Source organism: Streptomyces sp. NPDC046197, from assembly GCF_040646295.1.
Classification (GTDB): domain Bacteria; phylum Actinomycetota; class Actinomycetes; order Streptomycetales; family Streptomycetaceae; genus Streptomyces.
This window is the reverse complement of record NZ_JBEYZY010000011.1, coordinates 150,272-172,208: the sequence shown is the minus strand read 5'-3', so window position 1 is coordinate 172,208 and position 21,937 is coordinate 150,272. Positions and strand designations below refer to the sequence as shown.

The following is a 21,937-nucleotide window of genomic DNA, read 5'->3' as shown; positions in this document are numbered from 1 at the left end:
CAGGTCAATTGGGGTCTGGCTCTTCGGGGTCAGGCCCGTTGATGTTCACCGTGCTGGATAGGTGCTGGATTTTCTGACCCCTCGCCACCTGCCGTCAACCCAGCATCTCCTGTACCGTGCTGGATTCGTGCTGGACGCCGACGAATCACGGCTACCACCGGCCTGCGTGCTGCGCGCCGGGGCAACTGACCCGGTCGATCGGGCCTCCCGCACACGTTCTTCACGTGACTCGCGCCGGTTGCGGAAACAAATCTCTGCCCGTCCGACGTTGTCGATCTCCTATGCGATAACGGGGGGTGGTCGGCTTGAAGTTGTTCCGGACGGATGCATCGCAATGCGGAGTGAGCGAGGTCATGCCGCGTCTTGCTGAGGTCGAGGCAGATGTGCAGGGTCTCGTCGAGGCGCACATGGAGACGCTGCTAGGCGTCCGTTTCCTGGCGAGCGAGTACGGCACCGGGCCGGTCCACAAGGGCCGGATCGATTCGCTCGGGCTGGACGAGAACGGATCGCCGGTCATCGTCGAGTACAAGCGCGGCGTCGACGCCGGCGTCATCAACCAGGGCCTGTTCTACCTGGCGTGGCTAATGGACCACCGTGCCGAGTTCGAGCACCTGGTCCGCGACCGGCTCGGGGTGACGGCCGCGTCCCAGGTCCTGTGGAGCGGTCCGCGTCTGATCTGCATTGCTGGCGGTTTCACCCGCTACGACGTGCATGCGGTGCGCGAGCACCGGCGGTCGATCGACCTGGTCCGCTACCGATTCTTCGGCACCGACCTGCTCGGGCTTGAGACCGTGGCGTCCGTGAGCGGCGATATGCAGGTGGTACGCCAAGGGCGCCGCCAGGCAGTTGCTCGGGCAGCAGCCGATGCCCAGGACGCGTCGATGGTGGAGCTGGCGAGGGCGGTCGATGAAACACTGCTCGCGCTTGGAGACGGTGTGAACCGCGTCGAGCGCAAGACGTACCGGGCGTATCAGCGGCTTCGGAACTTCGCCTGCCTCTGTCCGCCCCAGCGGAGCAAGCTGCTGGTCTACCTGAAGGTCGACCCGAAGGATGTCGACCTCGTACCGGGATTCACCCGGGATGTCTCCGGTCTCGGTCACCACGGGACAGGTGATCTGGAGGTGCAGTTGCGCACCCCGAGGGACGTGGAGCGGGCGCAAAGTCTGTTCATGGCGAGTTACGCGGCGGCGTGATCGCTGGCGGGTCTCTCGGCCGTGCGTGCTTCTTGGGTGGCCCGTGCTCGTCGGGTGATGCCTTTCGACATAGGGGCAGGTCGTGTCGGTGGACTACCAATCATGCGTGGGATCGCCGGTTTGGCTAACCGGCGATCCCACGCTATGTTGCGCCGGCCCCAGGTCTACACGCTGTGCTGAACGGCTTGACTCGCTGGCCGAATGGGAGAAATCGCGTGCCGCGCGTTGGGCTCGTGGCGAGGGTGACCAGTTCGGCATCGCTCAGGCGGGGCGTAATGCCGACCGGCGGGCGCCACGGCGCCAGCTCGGGATGCTCCTTCGGATGTCGTCGGTCGTCGCATAGAGTGCTGTCGCGAGGGTGTCCACATCGTCACAAAACGATCTTGGAGACCCTCGTTCTCGTCTCCGCAGGCACCCCTTGGACCACACCACCAGGAGGAACCAGTGCCACACCCGCAACTGCTCACCCCCGAGGAGAAGCTCGCCGACGCGAAGAAGCAGCTCAGCCTCCCGCGTATCGTCGTGATCTGCGGCTCCACCCGCTTCATGACCGAGATGACCGAGGCCGATCTGCGGGAGACCAAAGCCGGAAAGATTGTCGTCAAACCGGGTTGCGACATGAAGTCGCCGCACGAACTTTGGTCCGATCCTGCCGAGGCCGAGGCGCTGAAGATTCGACTCGACGATCTGCACCGAGCGAAGATCCGGCTCGCTGATGAGGTGCTCGTAGTCGGCGACTACATCGGAGACAGCACCCGAGCCGAAATCGCCTACGCCCGGTCGCTGGGCAAGCCCGTGCGGTTCACGCACCCCGAAGTCGACCCCTACGCCTGACCGCCCAGGAGCAGACGTGACGCAGCAGAACGCGGAGGAGCAGCCGGGCATCGCCGCGGCCATCGTCGTCAGCGAGGGGCGCGTGCTCATGGTGCGGCGCCGGGCCAGCGAAGGACAGCTCTCGTGGCAGTTCCCGGCCGGCGAAATTGAGCCGGGTGAGAGCCGCGAAGACGCCGCCGTACGAGAGACCCACGAGGAGACCGGGGTGGAGGTGGTTGCCATGAAGCTGCTCGGCGAGCGGGTCCACCCGAAGACGGGTCGGTTGATGTCGTACACGGCCTGTGAGGTGGTGGGCGGTACTGCCTATGTCGCGGACGCCGAGGAGTTGGCTGAGCTTGCGTGGGTCGCCCATGACGATATTCCGCAGTACGTGCCATATGGGCTGTTCGAGCCGGTGCAAGCGCATCTGGACGCAGTCATGGCAACCTGAGTGGTTCCAGCTCAAATGGGTGATCTCTTGAGCTCGAGTAAGTGCGTTGGAATCAAGGCTGGAACCGGGGCGTGGCTGGTGGAGGCGGACCTCAACCTCGGTGAGCAGGACCTGCCTGCCCCTCGTGGTGAAAGCCTAGGTGGGTAGACAGCACCGGCCACCGCATCGACATCGAGATGAGCGCGAGCGTCCTCCAGGCCGAGAAGGACCTCAGCCGCCCGAAAATTCGCCTGTGTTCCGGGTTGTTCAGGTGCCCCATTCCATCCGTACGGGCTCGCGGGCTGCGGCGAGGGCGCCGTCGAAGTCGGCGAGGCGTTCGGCGAGGGTGGTGGTGGCGATGCGGGGCGGGAGGGCCGCCGAGAACTTGAGGCCGCGGACCGCCCGCGGGTCAACGGTGGGCAGGGTGAGGGAGTCGGGGAGTTCGGCGCGGGCGATTTTCCAGTCGGTGGGGGAGAGGTCCTGGCGGAGCCGGATGTGGGTGTCCGTCGGGCGCTGGACGGGGTCGGCAAGGTTGCCGAGGGAGGCGGTGAGGGTGGCGTTGGCGCGGTATCCGGCCCAGGTCCACCAGCGGGTGGCGTCGGCGTCGCGGACCAGCAGGGTGCCCGCTGGGTGTACTTCGTGGGGTGCGCGGTCCATGCGGAGTTCAGCAAGGGCCGCGACGGCGCGGCGGGTGAGGCGGACGTCGGGATCCGTGCCGAGCAGGACGTCGCGCATGGCGCGGGTGAGGATGTAGGACAGCCCGCGGGCTTCGCTGCCCTGCCATTTGGCGATGCCGCCGTCCTCGACGGGTTCCACGAAGGCACGGCGTCGGGCCCAGTCGATGAACGTGACCTGCCAGCTGCGGCCGGCCAGCAGCAGGCGGCGCGGGCCCGGTCGTTCTTCGGTGAGGACGGTGGGGTCGGTGGTGCCGATCTCGGTGCGTCCAGCGAGCACCGTGAACTCAGGGGGTGCGGTGAAGGAGGCGGTCAGCTCCATGAAGTGCCGGCGGCCGAAGTGCTTCTCAGCTTCGGAGCCGATGAACAACATGCCGCCGTCGCTGTCGAGGAAGCCTTCCGCAACCAGGTGCGACAGGAGGGGCGCGGCGGACTGGTCGAAGGGAGCCAGGCCGTTCCACTGCTCAGGCCACAGCCGGTCGCCGACGCGGTGTTCCTGCAGGGTGACGGCGAGGAGCTGCTGGGCGACGAGATGGCGGGGTGAGGGCGGCGGGGTGACGGGCTCCACCCAGCCACGGGCCCACAAAGTGAGGAGGCCGGCGGCTTGGAGCAGGGCGTCGGGCCGGGTGGCGAGGAACAGGCAGTTGCGGGAGGTGCCGGCGCGACGCCCGGTGCGGCCGATGCGCTGCAGGAACGAGGCCACTGTGCTGGGTGAGTCGATCTGGATGACACGGTCGAGGTCGCCGACGTCGATGCCGAGTTCCAGGGTGGAGGTGGAGACGATGACGCAGTCGCGGGCTTCGGCGAATGCCTGCTCGGAGCGTGCGCGTTCGTCGGTGGACAGCGAGGCGTGTGAGAGGAACACGGTGATGTCGCGGGCGCGCAGTGCCGCACCGAGTTCTTCCACCTGCTTGCGGGAGTCGCAGAAGACGAGCCGTTTCTCGCCCCGGTGCAGGGCGGAGATCACCTTGGCGGCGTTTGCGAGCGATCCGACGTAGTCGAGTTCCACCTCTCCTGCGGGGCGCGGGTGTTCGGTGGTGTCGGTTGTGTCGGGCAGAGTGACGCCGGGGGCGACGACCCGGCCGGGGCGGTCGGCGGTGCGTGCGCCCTGGAGCCAGGTGAGCAGGGTGTCGGGGTTGCCGACTGTGGCGGACAGGCCGATGCGCTGGATGCGGTGGCCGGCGAGCCGTTCCAGGCGTTCGAGTACGGCGAGCAGGTGCCAGCCGCGGTCGTCCCCGGCGAAGGCGTGCACTTCATCGACGACGACGGCACGCACCCGGCCCAGCATGTGTGCGTGGTCGGTCTTGACGCTGATGAGCATCGCTTCGAGCGACTCGGGCGTGGTGAGCAGGAAGTCGGGGGATTCGGTGCGGATGCGACGGCGTACGGACTCGGGGGTGTCGCCGTGCCAGAGGGCGGCTCGGCGCCCTAGCCACTGGGCGTAGCTGTCGACCCGGTGCACCAGGTTGTTCAGGAGCGCCTTGAGCGGGGCCAGGTAGAGGACGGAGGTGCCGGTCCAGCGCTGGTCTCGCATGGCGGACAGCAGGGGGAAGGTGGCGGCCTCCGTCTTCCCGCCCGCCGTCGGCGCGAGCAGGACCGCGTCCTCGCCGTTCATCAGCGGGTGAACGGACGCCTTCTGCAAAGGGCGCAGATCGGGCCACCCGAGCGTGTTGACGATGTGGTGCAGGACTACCGGGTCAAGGCGCTCCAGCGGGTCGGTGCCGCGCGGCTGCTCCTGCACGTCTGCAACTCCCGGGCTGTTCGTCAGAGTTCGGGACTTCGGGACTGGGTCGTCAGATGTCGAGGTCGAGGTCGTCAGCCGAGGCGGCCGGTGCGGGCGCGGCGAAGTTCCGTTCGGTGGCGGTGAGCTCACTGCTGCCCACGGTCAGCTTGTAGTGCCTGCGCGGGTCGAAGTCGGGGAACTGGTCGATCCGGTCGAGTACGTCGCCAACCAGCTTCTTCAGGTACAGCCGTGGTGCGACTCCGACCTTCCCGCCCAGTGCCCCGCCCACAGCCCGGGCCAGGTCGGTGAGGTAGGCGTCGTCGGCAAGCTGCTTGATCCTGTCGGGGGACTGGGAGCCTTCGGTATACAGGTCGCGGATGGTGGCGCCCAGGCCGGTCAGTGATGCCTCGGTGAATCCGGGCAGCCGGATCTGGACGGCCCGCGGGTTGTCGAAGCGGGGGTCGGTGGTGAAGTCGGTGGCGAGGCGCTGGGCGAGCGGTGCGAGTCGCTGTACGCCCTGCTGCCCGTCGTAGAAGGCGGGCGTGCCGGTGATGATGAGATACAGGCCGGGGAAGCGGCCGGAGTGGACCTCGTCGATGAGCTGCCGCAGCGCGTTGAGTGCCTTGTCGCGGGCGTCGGAGCGGACCCGTTGCAGGGTTTCCACTTCGTCCAGGACGAGGACGAGGCCGGCGTGCCCGGCGTCCCTCAGCACGGTGAGCAGGCCCTGAAGGAAGCCGAAGGCACCGAAGTGGTCGAGGTCGCCGCGGACGCCTGCACTGCGCCGGGCGGCTGCGGCGACGTGCGGCTGGCCGCCGAGCCAGGCCATCACCGCAGCGGCGGTGGCCTCGTCGCCGGCATCCAGGGACTGCTTGTATCCGCGCAGAGCGGTGGCGAACGCGGGGGCGTGTCGGGACACCTCGGCCAGGCGGGCAGTGAGCAGCCGGTCCACGGCCTGTGGCAGCTCGCTCTCGCTCGCGCCGTCGGCGAGTGCATCCTCCTCAAGCGCGTAGAACCAGGCGTCCACGACCGGCCGCAGGGCGCTGGGCGGAAAGCTGGCGGTGGCCAGGCGCTCAGTGAGTCGCCGGTAGACCGTCTCCAGCTTGTGCAGCGGGGTCTCGGTCTCTGACACCTGCACCTCGGCCACGGCAAAGGTGCGCCGTTTGGCGCGCTCGCCGAGCCAGCGGGTGAAGAAGGTCTTGCCGGATCCGTACTCGCCGCGCACGGCCTTGAACACCGAACCGCCTGCGGCGGCAGTGTCCAGTTCCTCATCGATGGCCCGCTCGAAGCGGTGTAGTCCGGTGGCGAGCAGGTCGAGGCCGCTCTCGGGGACGGCGCCGCGCCGCAGCGCGTCCACGACAGCACGCCGCCGCACCGCGCTGACCGGGGTGGTAGCCCCGGATGCTGAAGATCCAAACGCGTTCACCCGAATAGTCTCCCATCCGGCTGCCCACCTGGCCGGACACCCGTGCGTGCACCGCGCCGCGGGTGCTCGGAGCGGCCGGGCGGGCCGACTGCACCGCCCGGCATGGCCGCAGACCCCCGGTTCACAGTCCGAACTGCTCGATCATCTGGCCCCGGTGCAGGCGCAGGGTGCGGTTGTCGGGGAGAATTTCCAGGATCTGGGCGCCGTCATAGTTGAGGAGCTGGGCCAGGGTCGCGGCGAGGCCAGGGGCTCGGGTGGCGGGCTGGCCGGCGCGTTCGGCCAGGGCGGTCATGGGCAGGGTGCCCGCTTCGACCAGCGCGGTCAGAGCCTTCGGCAGGACCGCCTTGTCGCGTGGCACACGGGCGAGCAGTTCCAGCTGTGCCTGGTACAGCTCGGTGGCCAGGAGGCGTTCCACCAGTGCGGTGGCAGGGTCCTCCGCTTGATCGGAGACGGGTACGGCCACAGGCTCCACCACAGGGCTGGCGGGTTCCTGCGGTGCGGGGGGTGTGACCTCGTCCTCGCCGAAGAGACTGATGGCTCCCTCGGCGACGGGTGGGGCTGCCTTCTTGGTCTGCTTGCGGCTTGGGCGTGCTGCGGCGGCGTCGTGTGTCGCGACGGCATCGGCTCCGGCCTTGGTCTCGGACCCTGGTCCGGTGGCGGCCTCGTTGTCCTGATCCCACCATGCGGGCGCTGGGTCGCTGAGTTCACGCCATCCCGTAGGTGGCTCAGCGCCGAACGGCAGCAGGGCGAGGAGGGGGATGGTGAACTCGGCGAGGGTTGCCCCGCCGTGGTAGCCAGCCTTGAGCGCGGTGTACCGCGCGTCGTGGTCCCGCAGCGCGACGATCCGCGATCCGGGCTCCGGCCAGACTACCCGCGGTCCGGACAGCTCAATTTCGGCCGGTGTGACGGGTCCGCCGGGGGCGCGGTGACGGGCCGACCCTATGGCGCCGGCGGCCGTGTCGATCTTGCTGCCGCGTCGCTCGACCACATGGCCGTGGTCGGAGGTGAGGAGCACGGTCATGTCGTTGGCGCGGGCGGCCCGCAGCAGCGGTTCCAGGCCGCCGATCTCCTTGATCTCCCAGGCGCCGTCGCCGAGCTTCTGCTCCTTGGCGAGCCGGTCGTCGACGGTGTTGAGGACGACCGCGACATGGGTGCGCTCGTCGGCGAGCGCTTCAGTCAGGGCGGTGGAGAAGGGCGAGCCGGTGTCGGGGCTGCGCAGATCGTCCTTGTGGAAGACAGCCGCAGGGGCTCCCTTCCAGCACGGGTGCTGGGGGAAGAGCCGCTTCTCGTCGTTCTGGTCGCCCTTCATCAGGGTGCCGGCGAACAGCGAGGTGCGGGAAACGGTGGTGAGGGTGGGCAGCGCAGCGGCCACGGCACGCCTCACCGGTGCTCCGGTCGCGCCCTGCAGCGGGTCGAACTCGGACCAGTGTGCGTGCAGTTCCTCACCCAGTTCGGCTGCGATCGCCGCACTCATTCCGTCGATGAGGAGGAGCAGGACCCGTCGGCCGGGACAGTCCACGACGGGCGCGACGACCCGGTCCAGGAAGCTTTCGACGGTGAGCATGGCGCCGGGGGCGGTGCCATCTGCGGTCCACACTGCGAGCCGCTCGGAGAACGCGCGGTCCAGCTCACGACGTTTGCTGCGCACCTGCTCGCCGATCCGGCTGTAGGCGTTGGCGAGTGCGTCATCTGCGTCGCCGCCCGCGTCCAAATGTTCCAAGGCTCGATCTACCCAGCCGAGTTCGCGGATCTGGCGGTCGGCGCCGTCTGCCACCGAGGCGATGTCGACTTCAGGCTGGGACGCCAGCCACCGCCGCAGCCGCCCTGCCATCCGTACCCGTTCGATACGGGCCTGGGTGGCGCCGTCGACGGCCAGGGCGTGTTCGGCCAGCGCGGTGATGGCAGCCGTGACCGTCTCGGGACCGCCGTCGGCGAGGGCGCGGCCCGCGGCGGTGAAGCGGGCATCGAGTCCGGCGGCGAGCAGCGGACTGGCAGCGGCAGCGGTCTGCGCCCCGAACTGTGTGACGAGCTGTGCGGCCCTGCTCAGGACCGGGTCGGCGAGCCGGTGTTCGCCCCGGTCGACGAGGCCGCGGACGTACGCCTCACCGCTTTGCCCGAAGGAGGCAAGCAGCCGGTCAAGGTCGTCGCCCTGGGCGGGGGGCTGGTCACCGAGCCATCGCTCGGCGCGCCCGCGCGCCCGGTACAGGTCGTGGTCGGCCTCCGCGTGCCCCCACAGAGCCGCGCAGACGACCGCGTAGGCGGCTGCGTCCGCCCCGTGGTCGGCGTCTACTAGGGCGGTAATGATCTTTCCGGTGGAGCCGGCCTGTTCGGGTTCGGCGAGGAAGCGGGCCAGGCCGGCCCGTTCCGGTCCGCGTAGGTCGCGCAGGAGGTTGGGGCCGCCGGGGATGTGGGTCCACCGGAACAGGGTGATGGGGTCGATGCGGTCCCCGTCGTCGTGTGCGGCCGGCCCGCCCAGCGCGTCCGTGTCACGGCGGCCGAGCCGGAGCCGACGCCGGGCCAGCCGGGTAAGGGCCTCGTCTCGGGAGAGCAGTCCCTTGCCGAGCGAGGGCCAACCGCGGCTGGCCGCCGCGTCAAGGAGCGCTTCGGCCGCCCAGGTCTCCCTCCGCAGCCGCCCGTCGAGACCGCGCGCGTCGAACGCCTCCTGCACGACCTCCCAATTGTCGACGGACCGGATCCTTCCGCCGTAGACGCGGGCGAGCAGCCCGGGGTCCAGGTCGGTGTCCTCGCGGTCGGTGAGGACGACCAGGACTTTGGGGTCGGGAGGAGTCGGCGCGTCGAGGTGGCCCAGGATCTGCTCGTGCACGGCCAGCACCGAGGGCGCGACGACCACCCGCGCCTGCAGCCCGCTCGCCGTACGCTGCACGGCGGGCCCGTCCCAGACGGGAGCGGCCCGCAGCAGCAGTACGCGGACCGTGCCGTCACCGAGCCGACTGCGGGCGGCGAGGTACTGACGGACGGTTCCTGCCGACAGCCGGGCGGGGCCGGCGGTCGGGGGGGCTGTGGTGACCGTGTCGGACATCAGTCGACGACCTTCCAGGTGACCTCGACGGTGGCGTTCGGGTGCTCGGCCGCTAGCGCCGCGATCTCCGCCTGCAGTTCGGCGGCGGCCCGGGCGGCGGTGGTCCGCCCGCCGCCGGAGCGGGCCACGGACCGGGACGGTGTGCGCGGCCCCGGCTGCTGCGGCGGCTCCGGCAGCACCTGCGGGTGGGCGGAGCCGCCGTTCAGGTCCACGCTGTCGGAGCTCGGCGGCGGAGTGGGCGACGGTTGGGGGCGCTCGGTCGTGCTCTGGCGAGACCTCAGCAGGGACAGCACTTCCCGGCCGCTGGCGTGCAGCACGCCCGGCAGGTCGGGGTAGTCACCCGGGTCGCCGGCCGCTGCATCCCGCACCCGCTCCAGGACGGCCGCGCCGTCCACGCCGAGGGTGTCGGCCAGGCTCAGCTGGTCCCAACTGGTGTTCTGCAGCGCGCTGGCGACCTTCCCGGCGCTCTTCAACGACATGCCGTACCGGTGTGCGGAAAAGTCGCCGAGAGGGAAGCGGGCGAGCCGGTCCACGACGGTCTTCGCCTCGATGCCCGCTTCCGTCACCTCCTTGACCAGCTCCTGCGCCCGCCGAGCAAGGACGAGCCGGGGGGAGTCGTCGTTCAGCTGGAGGAAGGCACGGTGCTTCTCCAGCTCCCCGACGAGCCGTCCGGCGTCCTGGCCGAGTGAAGCGGCGGCCTGCTTGATCTGTGCGGCGAACTGGTTGACGATCCGGCCGCGCCGCAGTTGTGGCGCCTGGTCGCCGAGCATGGTCTCGAACCGCTTGCGCGCCTCTGCCCAGTCGCTCTCGGTGGGCAGTTGTTGCTCGCGCAGGGCGTAGTCGCCCTTCAGCTCGTGCGGTGCGGGCGCGGGTTCGACGGGGACGCCGCCGCGCACCCACACCCGGTCGGTCATTTCGGCGTACGCGGCGGCGAGCAGTCGGCGCAGCGGCTCGGGTAGTCCGCGCGGCTCGGGAAGGTCGCTCCAGTCGGAGAGCTTGACCAGGGTCGGCTCGGCGGTGCCGTTCCGGCGGGCTCGGTCGTTGAAGTGGTCGGGCCAGGCGGTGGACTGCCGGTAGTACGCCTCCCGCATGGCGCCGAGCCCAAGACCGCCCGCGATCCGTGCCATGGTCTTGCGGTCCTTGGAGTCGACCTCGGTCTGGCCGTCACGGTTCTCGGCGGCCTTGCGGACATACTCGAAGACGGTTTTGATATCGGCGGGCTTCACGGGCCTGCCAGTGCCGTCGGGGTCCAGGTCGGGGTGGGCGGGGTACTGGTGGGCGAGCAGCTTGCCGGCGAGGTCGCGGGCGGCGGTATCCAGGGTCGCGCCGAGCGGGAGCCGCAGCTCGGGCACGTCCTGCTGGGCGACCAGGTGGGTGTCGAAGCTGAGGTCGACGACCCCTTCCTGCTTCTGCGTGAGCCCGTACGCCTGCCGAAGCGCCTGGGTGACGCGCTCGGTGAGGATGAGCAGCTGCGACTGGAGCATGCCCTTGGCACGCTCTTTGTCGTCGGCGTTGAGGCTGCGCGCGAAGTCGGAGTCGAAGCGGGTCTCGTCAGCGAGGGCCTTGTCGATGACGACGAGGCGCTCGAAGTCGCTGCGGGAAGCGTCGGTCAGGTGGGTGGGCAGCCAGGCCAGGGTGCGTGAGTCACCGCCCGGCTTCTCCCGCAGGGCGCGCAGCCGCTGCAGGTCATCCATCGGCCCGAACTCGCCCTCGTCGTAGGGGAAGTCGACAATGAGCCGCCAGGCGTCCTCCTGGCTGGGTCGCAGGGTCGCCTCGGGCAGCGAGTCGACATCGGCGACGTTACCGAAGACCACCTCGACCTGCCGTTCGGTGCCCTTCCACACCAGGTTGAGCACGTCGTACGCGTCGAAGCCGCCAGGCCCGTCGCTGACGCCGAGCGCCTCCTTGAGCAGGCCGCGCATCTTGGCACGTCGGTTGTTCTGGTTGTTGTGGACCTGGGCGTTGGCGAGGACGGCGTCCAGATCGACGCCGGTGAGCTCCAGTCGCACCACCGCCCCCGGCCCGGTACCGGTGACCTTTATCTCAGGGAAGGTCGCCGCCCACTCCTTCGCCTTCTGCTCCAACCGGCCGACCTCGGTCCCTGCGATGCGGGTGGTGATGGAGCCGTGGTTGAGGGCGTGCAGCCGCGCCAGGGTGAGGTCGGCCAGCGCGGGCACACTGGGCGCGAGCGCAGACAGCAGCAGGGTCTGCAGCAGTCGGCTGTCACCGGTGAAGTCGCGGCAGCGCGCCGCAAGTTGCGGGTCGCCGAGGGTCTCGGGGCGGCGTCGGTACGCCTCGACCTGGTCCTCGGTGATCTGGTTGGTCTTCAGCAGGTACGGTCGCAGCTTGTCCCGGTACAGCTTGTCGGCAGCCTCGAAGTGAACACTGGTCTCCCCGCTGAACGCCTTGTCGCCGCCGCCCGCGATCGCCGGGTACAGGTCGCCCAACGGCACAAGCTGCCCGAGCCGCCAGTCGTCGCGGTGATCGACGAGCAGCTGGCTCATCAGCTTCAGGCCGGTGCGGGAGCGCTGCAGGGCCGCGGAGATGTGTACCAGGGTGTCCATGAACGCCGGCGGGAATGGGTACGTCCGCCTGAACGCGCCCTCGTCCGCGCCGGTGGTGGACTTGTCATGGCCGAGCAGGGTGTCCCACACGTCCGGACCGAGTCTCTTGGCCTCGGCGAACGCCGCCTCCACCTTCGCCTCGGCCTCCGGGCTGGTGGGCTTGAGCAGGCGGGCCTGCGCGATCTGTGGGAGGTTGCGGTCCTCCAGGACGATCTTGTCGAAGCGCCCGCCGCTGAGCTTCAGACTGTCCTGGACGGCGGCCTCGGCGGCCCCTGACATCTCCTCGCCGACCAGCTCACGCAGGTCGCGCTGGCGGGCGATGAATGACACCACCGGGATGGCGCGCCGCTCGTCGCCGCCCTCAACAAAGTTCGTGATCTTGTCGGCTTCGCGGGAGACGAACTTCTGGTCGTGGATGCGGGAGGCCAGCCACAGGATCAACTCGTCCATGAAGAGAACGAGACCGTCGTAGCCAAGAGACTTGGCGTGCGCGGCGATGATGCCGAGACCCTTGTCCAGCGAGACGAAGCCGTCGGCGTCCTCGGAGGCGTTGCGAGAGAACGACGGGAACAGGGTCTCAGTGAGGTCCTGCACGAGACGGGCCCGCAGTTCCCGCGGCGTGGAAGGGTTCTCCAGGTCGAGGTCCTTAGTGTTCTCATGCTCCTCCGGCGCGTTCACCGCCTGGTCCAGCAGCTCAGTGGTCCAGGCGAAGGAGTCACCCCACTCGTCCTCCTGGCCGTCGCTGGCATCGGAGAGCTGGGCGATCACCCGCTCGTCGCCGTTCCGGCGGCGCTGCTCGGCGAAGTCCTCGAAGAGCCCGTCAGTCCGGTAGACCTGCGGCAGCGGGCAGTCTGGGTGGAGTTTCCGTACGTGCTCCACGTACTTGCCGAGGACGCGCTGTTCCAGGGACTTGGAGCCCAGCATGTGGTACGGCACCAGCAGGAACTTGCGGTCGTCCGCGTCGAGCCAGGCGTGCCGGGCTCGCACCGGGTCGAGGTCGCCGCGCGCCCGGGCGGCCTGGTTTCGTGACAGCAGCGCGTAGAGCACCGCCATGAAGTGCGACTTACCGGAACCGAACGAGCCATGTAGATAGGCAGCCTTCGACGAGCGGCTGTCCAGCGCGGACTTGATCAGGTCGAGGGCTTCGTCGAAGTTGCCGAGCAGCCGGTCGGTGACGACGTAGTCCTTCAGCGCCGCTTCGGCCCCCTCGGGCGTGACCGCTTCGTTCAGCTTCAACACAAAGTCGGAGGTGGACACCGACTCCGGGATGTCGATCAGCTCCCGAAGCAGCGGCCGGTCCTCGGGACGAGGATTGTTCCTGTTCATGAACGCCATGGTGTGTCTGCTCCTCGCCCTACTCAGGCGGATTCTGCGCCGCTTACGGCCTCGGTGACGGTGACGGTGTCGTTGTCGGCGTCGACGATGGACGTCTGGACGGCGGCTTTCGTGCCCGTGCGCGCCCTCGATGTGCTGGCCTTCAACGCGCCGCGTCCACGGCTGCCGGCCGACGGACGCCAAGCCCGCAGTGCATCGTCGGTCAGCCCGAGCTCGCCCTGCTTCTGCTGCCTGAACGCCAGGATCTCGGCGGCCGGCGATGCCCCGAACTCCGGGTCGTATTCGCCGTACCACTGCTCCAGCCATGGCTGCAGCTCAAGTAGCCCGGCCAGGTAAGGCACGAGGTCCTCGTCGCTGAGCCCAGCCTGCTGGATGTACGAGGCGAGCGCGAGGGCCTGCTCCAGGTGATCCCAGCCGGCCCACCCGTACAGCTCCGGCGACTGTGCGTTGACCGTGCCGTAGGACACGAACCGCTCCTTGGGCACATCCAGCTTGCCGCGCGCACGCCAGTAGCTCGGCTTAAGGAAGTCCGCCGAGGTGTACTTCGGCGGTGCGGGCGTCCGCTCACGAACCTTCCGCTTGGCAGGCTCGTCGGGCGCCGCGTCCTCCTCCCGCTGCAACTTCCACACCTGCTCCCAGTCGGCACGCTTCTTCAACGCGGCTGGCTTGTACCGCAGCGCGGACACGAACGGCACGTGCTCCTCGGACAGCAGCTCTCGCACGGTCTTCACGAGGTCCTGTCGGGGTGCGTACAGCTCGGCAACGGACGTGAAGTCCTCGTCGGCGGATAGGGTTTCGGCGAGGCGGGCGAGTGTGGTGACGGTGGGATTGCCGCTGGCGTCGAACCAGTACGCGCGGTCCTCGACTCGGTCGAGCAGCCAGGACTTCAGCGCCTTCTGCCGCAAAGCATCCCAGCCCTCGGTGGCCCAGCGCCGCTTGTACTCGGGGCGCTCCACCATGCCGATGGCACGGTTCGACTCGATGACCTCGATCCGCCTCTGCACGAGCGCTTGATAGTCGGCGGGCCAGTGCGCAGGGATCTCCGTGATCGGCTTCGAGCCGTGTCGCTTGAACCACTCGTCACTGGCCTCACCGGCCGCGACGCGTCGTGCGAGCACAATCTCGAAAGCTCGCTCGCCGAGGGCAAGTTCGGGCACAGTGGAGGTGTCGCGCAGGCGCAGATCCTCGGAGTGAAGGTCGTAGAGGGAGTACACCTGCCAGTCCAGCTCCTCCTGGAGGGCGATCATGCGAGCGCGGGTGGAGTTGTAGTGGGCCTGAGCCTCGCGGAGGGCAGCGGCGGTGGGGATGGTCTCGGTGGCGAGGGCGACGGGGGTCGTCGCGGAGAGCTGCTGGGCGAGGGCATTAAGCTCGGTGGCGAGGGCGACGGGGTACTCGGAAGGAAGAGGGAAATCCTGCAGGGCAGTGCCAGTGAATTCGAAGAAGCTTTCCCAGGCGTAACGGCCCGTACCGCGTTCGCCGCCTCGGTTTCCCTTGTCATGGCAAACCATGCGAAGCCAGAAACCTGCTGTAGAGCTATTGAGTAGCCCAAGCAGCTGCACGTATTCCTCAGTCGAAGCACCCTCCCGCAGCTTAATTACCGGTGCGTGCTGATTGTAGGCCAATCCTGAGTTTTCGAATGCTGCATGCATATGAGTAGCAACATGACTAAACGAGATGGTTTCGCGAATCTTGTAGCGATCGGCAACCCAGCGATACCAGGACCACCAGGGAATATTGGCGTCGAAGCGGGTCTGTCCAGAGAAGTCCGTGAGACGCCCCATGACCTGCTTGTACTTCCACAGATGCCGACCCCACGGCGCATCGTGTTCCAGTGCTACGAGTTTGCCGTTGCTGTCGTAGGGCGTCAACGCCACCTCGGCTGGCGTCAGGATCCAGTCGCGAACGTCTTCGCCCACAACCATCGGGCGCTGCAGATGCTCTGGGGTTCCGAATCTCCGATGCCAATCGGCGGGGAGGTAGAAGGCGTCATCTACTCCCGAGAAGCTCGCGAAACCGATTTCGCGCGAGATTGCAGATGTGAGCCGTGCGGCGCTCCGCGCTTCAATGGCCTGGTTGATCTCAAGACCTCCAGAAGCCAGAATCCACGGTTGCTTACTGAAGTAGCGATCACGCTCGAGGTCGTCCACAGAGACCCACTGGCTGACTGACCCAGGGGCCTGGATCTGGTTCACGATTGCTCGCCAGACAAAGCCGTCCTCAGGGGTCTCGGGCGTGCCTGGCTCACCTTGCACGCTTCGTACGGTGCGGATGCTCCGTGATCGGGTGCTGCCGCTTCTCGGTGCGCCGATCAGAATGATCGTCGGCGTCCCGTGCCCCGGAATGAATGCCCCCGACGTGTCGATGACCTCAGTGAGTTCGACCTTATGCGCGAAGAAATCCTCGATGAGCTTCGTTCCGAACTCCCGTTTCATGAACGAGTTCGCCGTGATCTGCCCTACCATGCCGTAGCCATCACCGTCGGCTCCGCCTCGCTTGGCCAGTTCGAAGAACCGCTGAGCAAATGGCACTGACAAGGCGTACTTCCCAGCGCACGCGTCGTACAACTCCCGGTACAGCTGATTCAGCTTCTTGTCCTTGACCGTGATGTACGGCGGATTGCCCACCACTACGTGGTATCGCCCCTGGTCCAGGATCCCGGGGTACTCGTCCACGTCCTCAGTCGCGTACGAGAACTCGGCGAGCGGGTCACCAGCCGTGCCGCCCTCCTCCTCAAGAGCGAGCCCCAACTGCAGCTCCAGCTGCCGGTCCTTGATGAGCGAGTCGCCCACTGCGAGCTGGATGGGCCACTCATAGCGCTGCGCCTCCTCGAAGGTCCGCATGCCGCTCGCGGCCATCGCCGCGACCAGGAGCCGGAAACGGGCCACTGCGACTGCGAACGGGTTGAGGTCCACCCCGTGTACCGAGTTGAGGGCCGCTCGTACACGCTCGTAAGAGCCAACCTCGGGCCGCTGCTCGGCCCACATCCGCACGAGCCGCCGGAACGCGCCGAGTACGAAGTGGCCGGACCCGCAGGTCGGGTCGATCATCTTCAGCTCTTCGAAGCCGAACTCACGCACTGCCGGGGTCATCGTCCGGTCGAGGATGAACTCCTCCACGAACTCCGGCGTCTGCAGCAGCGCGTACGTCTTGCGGGCAGCTTCGCTCAGGTCCTGGTACAGGTCGCCCAGGAACCGGGTGTCCCATCCCTCGGTGCCGTCCGCGCTCAGCGGGTCGCTGAAGTCGTGCACGAGAACGGGACTGCCAGCCCCTTCGTCCCCGCTGGCGCGCTGCTCCCGCCAGAATGCGAGCAGCGCGCCGGCGCCGTCGTGCGACAGCGGGATCTGGTAGAGCGGGTTATGGTCACGATCGAAGAGCAGCCGCCCGGCCTGCCCGGCGCCCAGCTCAGCGAACGCCGTCTCCAGCCATCCGCGGTACGTCGGGTCGGCGTCCCTCTCCAGGTACTCCTCGAACCGCGCCTGGGCGGTCTCCCGCCCTGCCACGTCGGGGGAGGTGATGTAGGGCTCGGCGATCAGCCGGTTGTCTTCGCTGAACCGCACGAAGACCGTGCCGAGCACCCAGGCCACCGCGACCTGGGTGATCCGCTCGCCGAGCCAGGCGTTCCACGTCGCCGCCGTACGGCCCAGCTTCCGGGCCTGCTCATACTCACCGCGCAGCCGAGTCCCGACCTCGGGGACGGCTTTGACCTGCTTTTCCAGATCGGTCTCTGCCGCCTTGACCTGCTTCTGCAGGTCGGCGAGGAGGATCTTGCGGTCGATCACGAACGGCTCCTGTGGAGAAAGCGAGAGGACGAAAGACGGTCAGGGTAGGAGGGGCGGGGTCAGGCGTCCGGCTCGAGGTGTTTGCGTGCGACCCAGGCGTCAGGCACAACGATCCACTCGTCGAACCCCGCCTGGTACGGAACACTCTGCCCGGCCAACCGCGGCGCCCGTGCCGGATCGGACTGGGCGACGAGCAGCCACAGCGGGCTGCCGCCCTGCCGAGCCTCCTCCGAGAGCCGCCCGAGCAGGTCGAGCGCGTCGTAGCGGGCCAGCACTGCAGTGTCGGTGAGCAACAGCGGACCATCAGCCTCCGCTAGCTGCTCCCGCAACCGCGGTTCGATCCGCCCCCACGCCTTGTCGGTGCGTATGCGCAGTTGTTGGTGAGCTCGACTACCCGGCTCGGCGGCGTCCGCCTTGAGGACGGTCTCCCAGGTCGGACGGGCAGCCTCGCCGACCACGCCGCGGAGTTCGGCCACGAACAGTCCGGTCACCGACACCGGCCGAGCCCTGTATGGTTCGCCGGCCAGCCGCCGCACCGCGTCCTCAGCCCGCCGCTGGGGCACGGTCAGGACCCGGAAGCCGTCCTGCCGCGCCGAGTGCATAAGTCGCTGCTCAGCCTTGACGGCAGCGGCGACGGCCGCGTCCGCGTCGTACTGGGTGGGGGCGGAGCGGCGAGCCGCCGAGGCGCCCCAACTCGCTGAGGTCAGCCCGGCAGTGGCGTCCCCGGAGGGGCGATCGGGGACGAGTCGGAGCACCTTGTCGTAGCGGGTGGCCAGTTTCAGCTCGAAGCCGGCCTGCTTCAGGGCGCGGACCAGGGCGCTGCCCGTGGGCAGCTCGCGCGGCGCCAGCGGATCGGTGCCCAGGTCGGGGAAGCGGGTGGCGACCCGCTTGTGCAGCGCGTCCACCGTCAGGCCCGGCTGCCGCTCCTCCTCGACGCCCGGCTGGACGGCGACCACGCCGGCCTGGGTGATCCGCAGCGCACGCACCAGGTCCAGGTCGCGCGGGTAGATCTCCAGGCGCGGGGTGAGCGCGGCCCGGGTGGAGGCGGCGACCGCGATCTCGGCCGTCCGCCGCTCATCCCAGCCCAGGCTGCCCGGTGGCCGTCGCACCGCGTCCAGCTCTGTGAGGACCGTGCTCGCCGTCGGCAGGGACTCAAGCGCCGCGAGCCGGTCGGCCCGCACGCCCAGGTTCAGCGCGTACTCCTGCAGGGCGGGCAGCGCCGGGGTGTCCGGACCGTCCACGTCCTCCCGGACATCCAGGGCGAGCAGGCCGAGTACCGGATCGGCGCCCTTGGGCATGCGGGCGTGGAAGTAGCGGAAGAGCGGCGGGGACTCGTTGTCGTAACTCTCTCGTTCGACCACCGCACGCAGCAGCGACAGGGCGAGTGCACGCCGGTTGCGCCGCTCCACGTGCTGGGTGCCGCGCCGGGCGATGAGGGCGTCGGCGAGCTCGATCACCGGGGCCACCCGGCCGCGCTCAGCCAGAAGCTCCACCACCTGCTCACGCAGCAGCCCCAGGGCCGCGTCCTTGTACCAGCGCTCGCGCGCCTTCTTCACGATCTGCGGGATCCGGCCCGCGGTCAGGCCCACCGCATCGGCGACGTCCCGCTGCCGGACCCAGGCCAGGCCCCCGGGCAGCGTCCCTGTCTCATCGGGCAGCCGCAGCAGCAGCCGGATTGCTTCGCGCTCCTTGGCATTGGAGCGGGCACTACCGCTGGATGGCTTCGGTACGAGACGGGCGGCGAGCGCGTCCAGGCTCAGGCCGCCCAGCACCTGCGGGTCGGTGACGTCCCCGGCGACCGACTCCGCGACCGCCCGCTCCAGGTCGGAGAGCTCCTGGCCCGCCGCCTTGCGGGCCTCCGCGCTGAGCGGCGTGGGAGCCGCCTTGCCCAGGCGCGCGTTCCATTCTTTCTGTCGGCGCTGGATCTCCTCCCGGGTGCGCGAGCCCATGCCCGGCGCGGTGAGGAACTTCTTCGCCGAGTAGTCCAAGACGTCACCGACGGTGTTCAGCCCCATCGCGAACAGCTGCGACTGCGCTGCGACCGTCAGACCCGCCACCGACAGCGGCGTCTTTCGGTCGGCGCGCTCGGCCTGCTGGTCGCGGACCTGCTCAGCGGAGACGTCGTCATCCTCCCGCCCGATCCGCGGCTGCGCAGCCGACTCGGCAACCGCGTCGGTGCCGCCCTTCGCTCCGCGCCCCGACTTCTCACCGTGACCAGTGCTCGGCGCCGTCGTCTGCTGTGCGTCTAGGAAGATCCGCTGCCAAGCACGCTCCATCGGCTTGAGATCCGGAAAGCGGTCCTTCACATCCCGGGCCAGCGCCTTACGGAAGAACGCCACCAGGCCGTCCCGGACGGCCGGCTCAAAGGCGTCTGCCGCCAGCTGCGGGTACGGCCATTCCTTCGCATCCGTCTGCCGGGCCGTGACCGAGCCGTCACCCCAGCGGGGCAGCTCGTTCGACGCCATCTCATGCAGCGTCACGGCCAGCGCATACCGCTCGGCGTGCCCGTCGTACGAGCCGCGCGTGATGACGCCCACGAACGGGTCGAGATAGCCCTCGGTGCCCGCCTCGATTTCCTTCGCCGGGTACCCGGCGAGCGAGAAGTCGATCAGCACCAGCTGACGGGTGCCGTTGGGGCGGACCCGGATCGCGATGTTGTCCGGCTTCAGATCCCGGTGCCAGATCCCCTCCGCCTCCAAGTGCTCCACAGCACCGAAGAGGTACTTCCCGTACGCCTCCAGCTGGTCCATGCCCAAGCGGCCGTTGTCCCGCAGCTGGCGGGCAACGGTGTCCTCCCTGCGGCGCGGCCCCTTACTCGCACTGCCGTCCTGGTCCTTCAGCTCCCGGCTGTCGCCCACGTACTCCAGGACCAGGACCCGGCGCCCAGCCAATGTCAGGGGCTGCGGCTCGTACAGCGAAATGATGCTGGAGTCCCTGTGGATCCGGCCCAGGACCTCCGCCTCACGATCCAGGACAGCATGCTTGGCCTCGCTCAGCGCGACCTTCAGCACTGCCACCGGCAGGCCGCCGCTGCGCCGAGGCTCGCCCTCCAGATCCCGCACCAGGAAGGCCCGCGCGGTCGAGCCTGTACCGAGGCGGCGCACGACCTCCCAGCGTCCGGCCAGTACGTCCCCGGCCACGGCCTCCAGCGGGTCCTTCTCCGGCTCGGATCTTTCCTCGCCCACGCCTGCGGCTGAACCGCCGTCCCCGCCCGCGACTGCAGCCGCATCCCCGCCGCCCGGGACCTCCTCGACGAATGCCTGCTCGACGTACTCCAGCATCTCCAGGAAGTCGTCGACCGTGGACAGACGCCGACCCGGTTCGTACGCGGTGGATGCCTCCACCAGATCGTCGATGTCCGGATTGAGACCGTCGACGAGCGCGCTGGGACGCAGACTCTCGCCGGCCTCCAGACGTGCCATGACCTCGCTCTGGCTCGCGCCAGGCGCTTGCCCGGTCACCAGCAGATACGTGAGCACGCCGAGCCCGTACACATCGAGGCGCACCGGATCGGCCTTCGGAATCCTCAGCTCCGGAGCCAGATAGGGATCAGCCTGCTCGGCGACATGGAACCCCGTCACGTTAGTCGGAGCCAGGGTCAGCGGCCGGCCGCGGCTGGAGCTTTGCCCAGTGGCGATCTGCCAATCCGCGATCTGCGTCCACGGACGCAGCCAGCGCTGCTCCTCGCCGAGCTCCCGCCCGCGTGGACCGCGGTCGCGCGGAATCACATGCACCGCGTGCGCCGACAGCGTGCGGTGGTGGACCCGCCGGGAGTGCGCGGAGCGCACCGTCTCGGCAAGCTGCCGCACCAGCGCGAGGCGCCCCTGCAGATCGAGACCCTCACCGCGCTGGACCAGGTAATCGTCCAGGCGCAGCGTCTCCGGGTGGTAGTCGAAGAGGATCGCGGGCCCGGCGGGATGCCCCGACGGCAGATAATTCTTCAGCTGTACCGCACCGGGATGACGAAAACGGCTGAGTACCGATGCCTCGCGGGCGGCGGCACGCTCCACCGAGCGCCGCTCGTCGTCGGAGGCACCACGTTCACTGAGGAAGACCCGCACCCGTGCCAGATCGTGCAGCTGGGAATGGCGTCCCAGATAGTCGGCCCAGGACGGCCCGGAGTCGAACGCCTTCGCCTCCAGGAGGTAGGAGCCCACCTCGTACTGGCGGCGGATCGGTGCGATACGGAGCTTTTTCAGGGCTGCATCGACAGAGCGGGATGCCTCGGCTGTGATCTGGTAGCGGGCGTCTCCCGGCGGCACGGCCAGCATCTCCACCAGCTGCTTGACCGTGAACACGCCGTTCATGTCGGCAGCCGGAAGGTTCACCTGAAGCTTGTCGTCCGTGAAGCAGACAGCCTCACCCACCCAGATCTTCGTTCGGTGCGCGGGCCGACCGGAGACGCCGTTGATCAGGCCCGACAGCTCCTTGGCCTTCCGGTTCGCCAGGTGCAGCGGATTGCCGTGCCGACGGCTGGTCCCGCTGGGCGTGGTCTGCACCCAGTCGTTGCCGCCGCCGTGGACCGAGCCGTGCCAGTCCTTCAACTCGACCAGGAAGACCCCGGCCGGCGCTACCACCAGAAGATCGACCTCACGGACGTGCCCGCTGTTCGCGGTGAACATGAAGTTCGTCCAGGCACGCCACGGCTCCTCATCTGGCAGACGCCGGCGGATCGCCTCAAGACCACGGCGCTCGTGCTCATACTCGGACTCGGTGACCGTCGTCCACCGGTCTTCCAGCATGCGGCTCCCCGTCCGTGTCTGTAAGCCTGCCGTAGTTCCTGCCGTTGCGTTCAGGAAGCACAGCTCAACCCTCGGACCGAATCCTAAAGGGTGTCACTGACATCAATAGCGGCCTGAGCGTGCTACGGCCGAGGCCGCGGAATCCCAGGCCCGGCGTCGATGGAACGGGGCAGAGTGCGCCGCGAACGAATGTGCGCGGGATCGCTGGTTTGACCAACCGG

The 21,937-nt window shown here is 68.8% G+C and carries 9 protein-coding genes; 3 read left to right on the top strand and 6 right to left on the bottom strand.

What is annotated here, in order from left to right; translation table 11 throughout:
* The first annotated feature begins 296 nt into the window (after positions 1 to 296).
* The 3 genes from AB0A61_RS17925 (at position 297) to AB0A61_RS17915 (ending at position 2,457) form a co-directional block, all read left to right on the top strand.
* Positions 297 to 1,193, top strand: coding sequence for a DUF5655 domain-containing protein (locus AB0A61_RS17925; protein ID WP_361292711.1), 897 nt, complete (start codon positions 297 to 299; stop codon positions 1,191 to 1,193).
* 444 nt (positions 1,194 to 1,637) lie between these two features.
* Entirely contained in the window at positions 1,638 to 2,027 is a 390-nt protein-coding gene (locus AB0A61_RS17920) for a hypothetical protein (RefSeq protein ID WP_361292709.1), read from the top strand.
* 16 nt (positions 2,028 to 2,043) lie between these two features.
* Positions 2,044 to 2,457: an NUDIX hydrolase gene (locus AB0A61_RS17915; RefSeq protein WP_361292707.1), complete on the top strand. Its 414-nt coding sequence runs from the start codon at positions 2,044 to 2,046 to the stop codon at positions 2,455 to 2,457.
* 246 nt (positions 2,458 to 2,703) lie between these two features.
* On the opposite strand, the gene AB0A61_RS17910 is transcribed toward AB0A61_RS17915, so the two are convergent.
* The 6 genes from AB0A61_RS17910 to pglW form a co-directional block, all read right to left on the bottom strand.
* On the bottom strand, positions 2,704 to 4,851 hold the full coding sequence (locus tag AB0A61_RS17910) for a DEAD/DEAH box helicase (protein ID WP_361292705.1): 2,148 nt from the start codon (positions 4,849 to 4,851) through the stop codon (positions 2,704 to 2,706).
* Between the two features lie 52 nt (positions 4,852 to 4,903).
* Positions 4,904 to 6,256 carry a BREX system ATP-binding protein BrxD gene (brxD, locus tag AB0A61_RS17905; protein WP_361292703.1) on the bottom strand — a complete coding sequence of 451 codons (1,353 nt, stop codon included), beginning with the start codon at positions 6,254 to 6,256 and terminating at the stop codon, positions 4,904 to 4,906.
* A 121-nt stretch (positions 6,257 to 6,377) separates the two neighbouring features.
* Complete coding sequence (gene pglZ / locus AB0A61_RS17900) at positions 6,378 to 9,296, bottom strand: BREX-2 system phosphatase PglZ (protein WP_361292701.1); 2,919 nt, start codon at positions 9,294 to 9,296, stop codon at positions 6,378 to 6,380.
* Positions 9,296 to 13,195: a phage resistance protein gene (locus AB0A61_RS17895; RefSeq protein WP_361292699.1), complete on the bottom strand. Its 3,900-nt coding sequence runs from the start codon at positions 13,193 to 13,195 to the stop codon at positions 9,296 to 9,298. The genes pglZ and AB0A61_RS17895 overlap by 1 nt, the downstream gene beginning before the upstream one ends.
* A 23-nt stretch (positions 13,196 to 13,218) precedes the next feature.
* The gene (gene pglX, locus AB0A61_RS17890; protein ID WP_361292697.1) at positions 13,219 to 16,974 is read right to left on the bottom strand and encodes a BREX-2 system adenine-specific DNA-methyltransferase PglX; all 3,756 of its coding nucleotides are present in this window, start codon (positions 16,972 to 16,974) and stop codon (positions 13,219 to 13,221) included.
* Positions 16,975 to 17,033: 59 nt separating this feature from the next.
* On the bottom strand, positions 17,034 to 21,716 hold the full coding sequence (gene pglW, locus AB0A61_RS17885) for a BREX system serine/threonine kinase PglW (RefSeq protein WP_361292695.1): 4,683 nt from the start codon (positions 21,714 to 21,716) through the stop codon (positions 17,034 to 17,036).
* Positions 21,717 to 21,937: the final 221 nt, after the last annotated feature.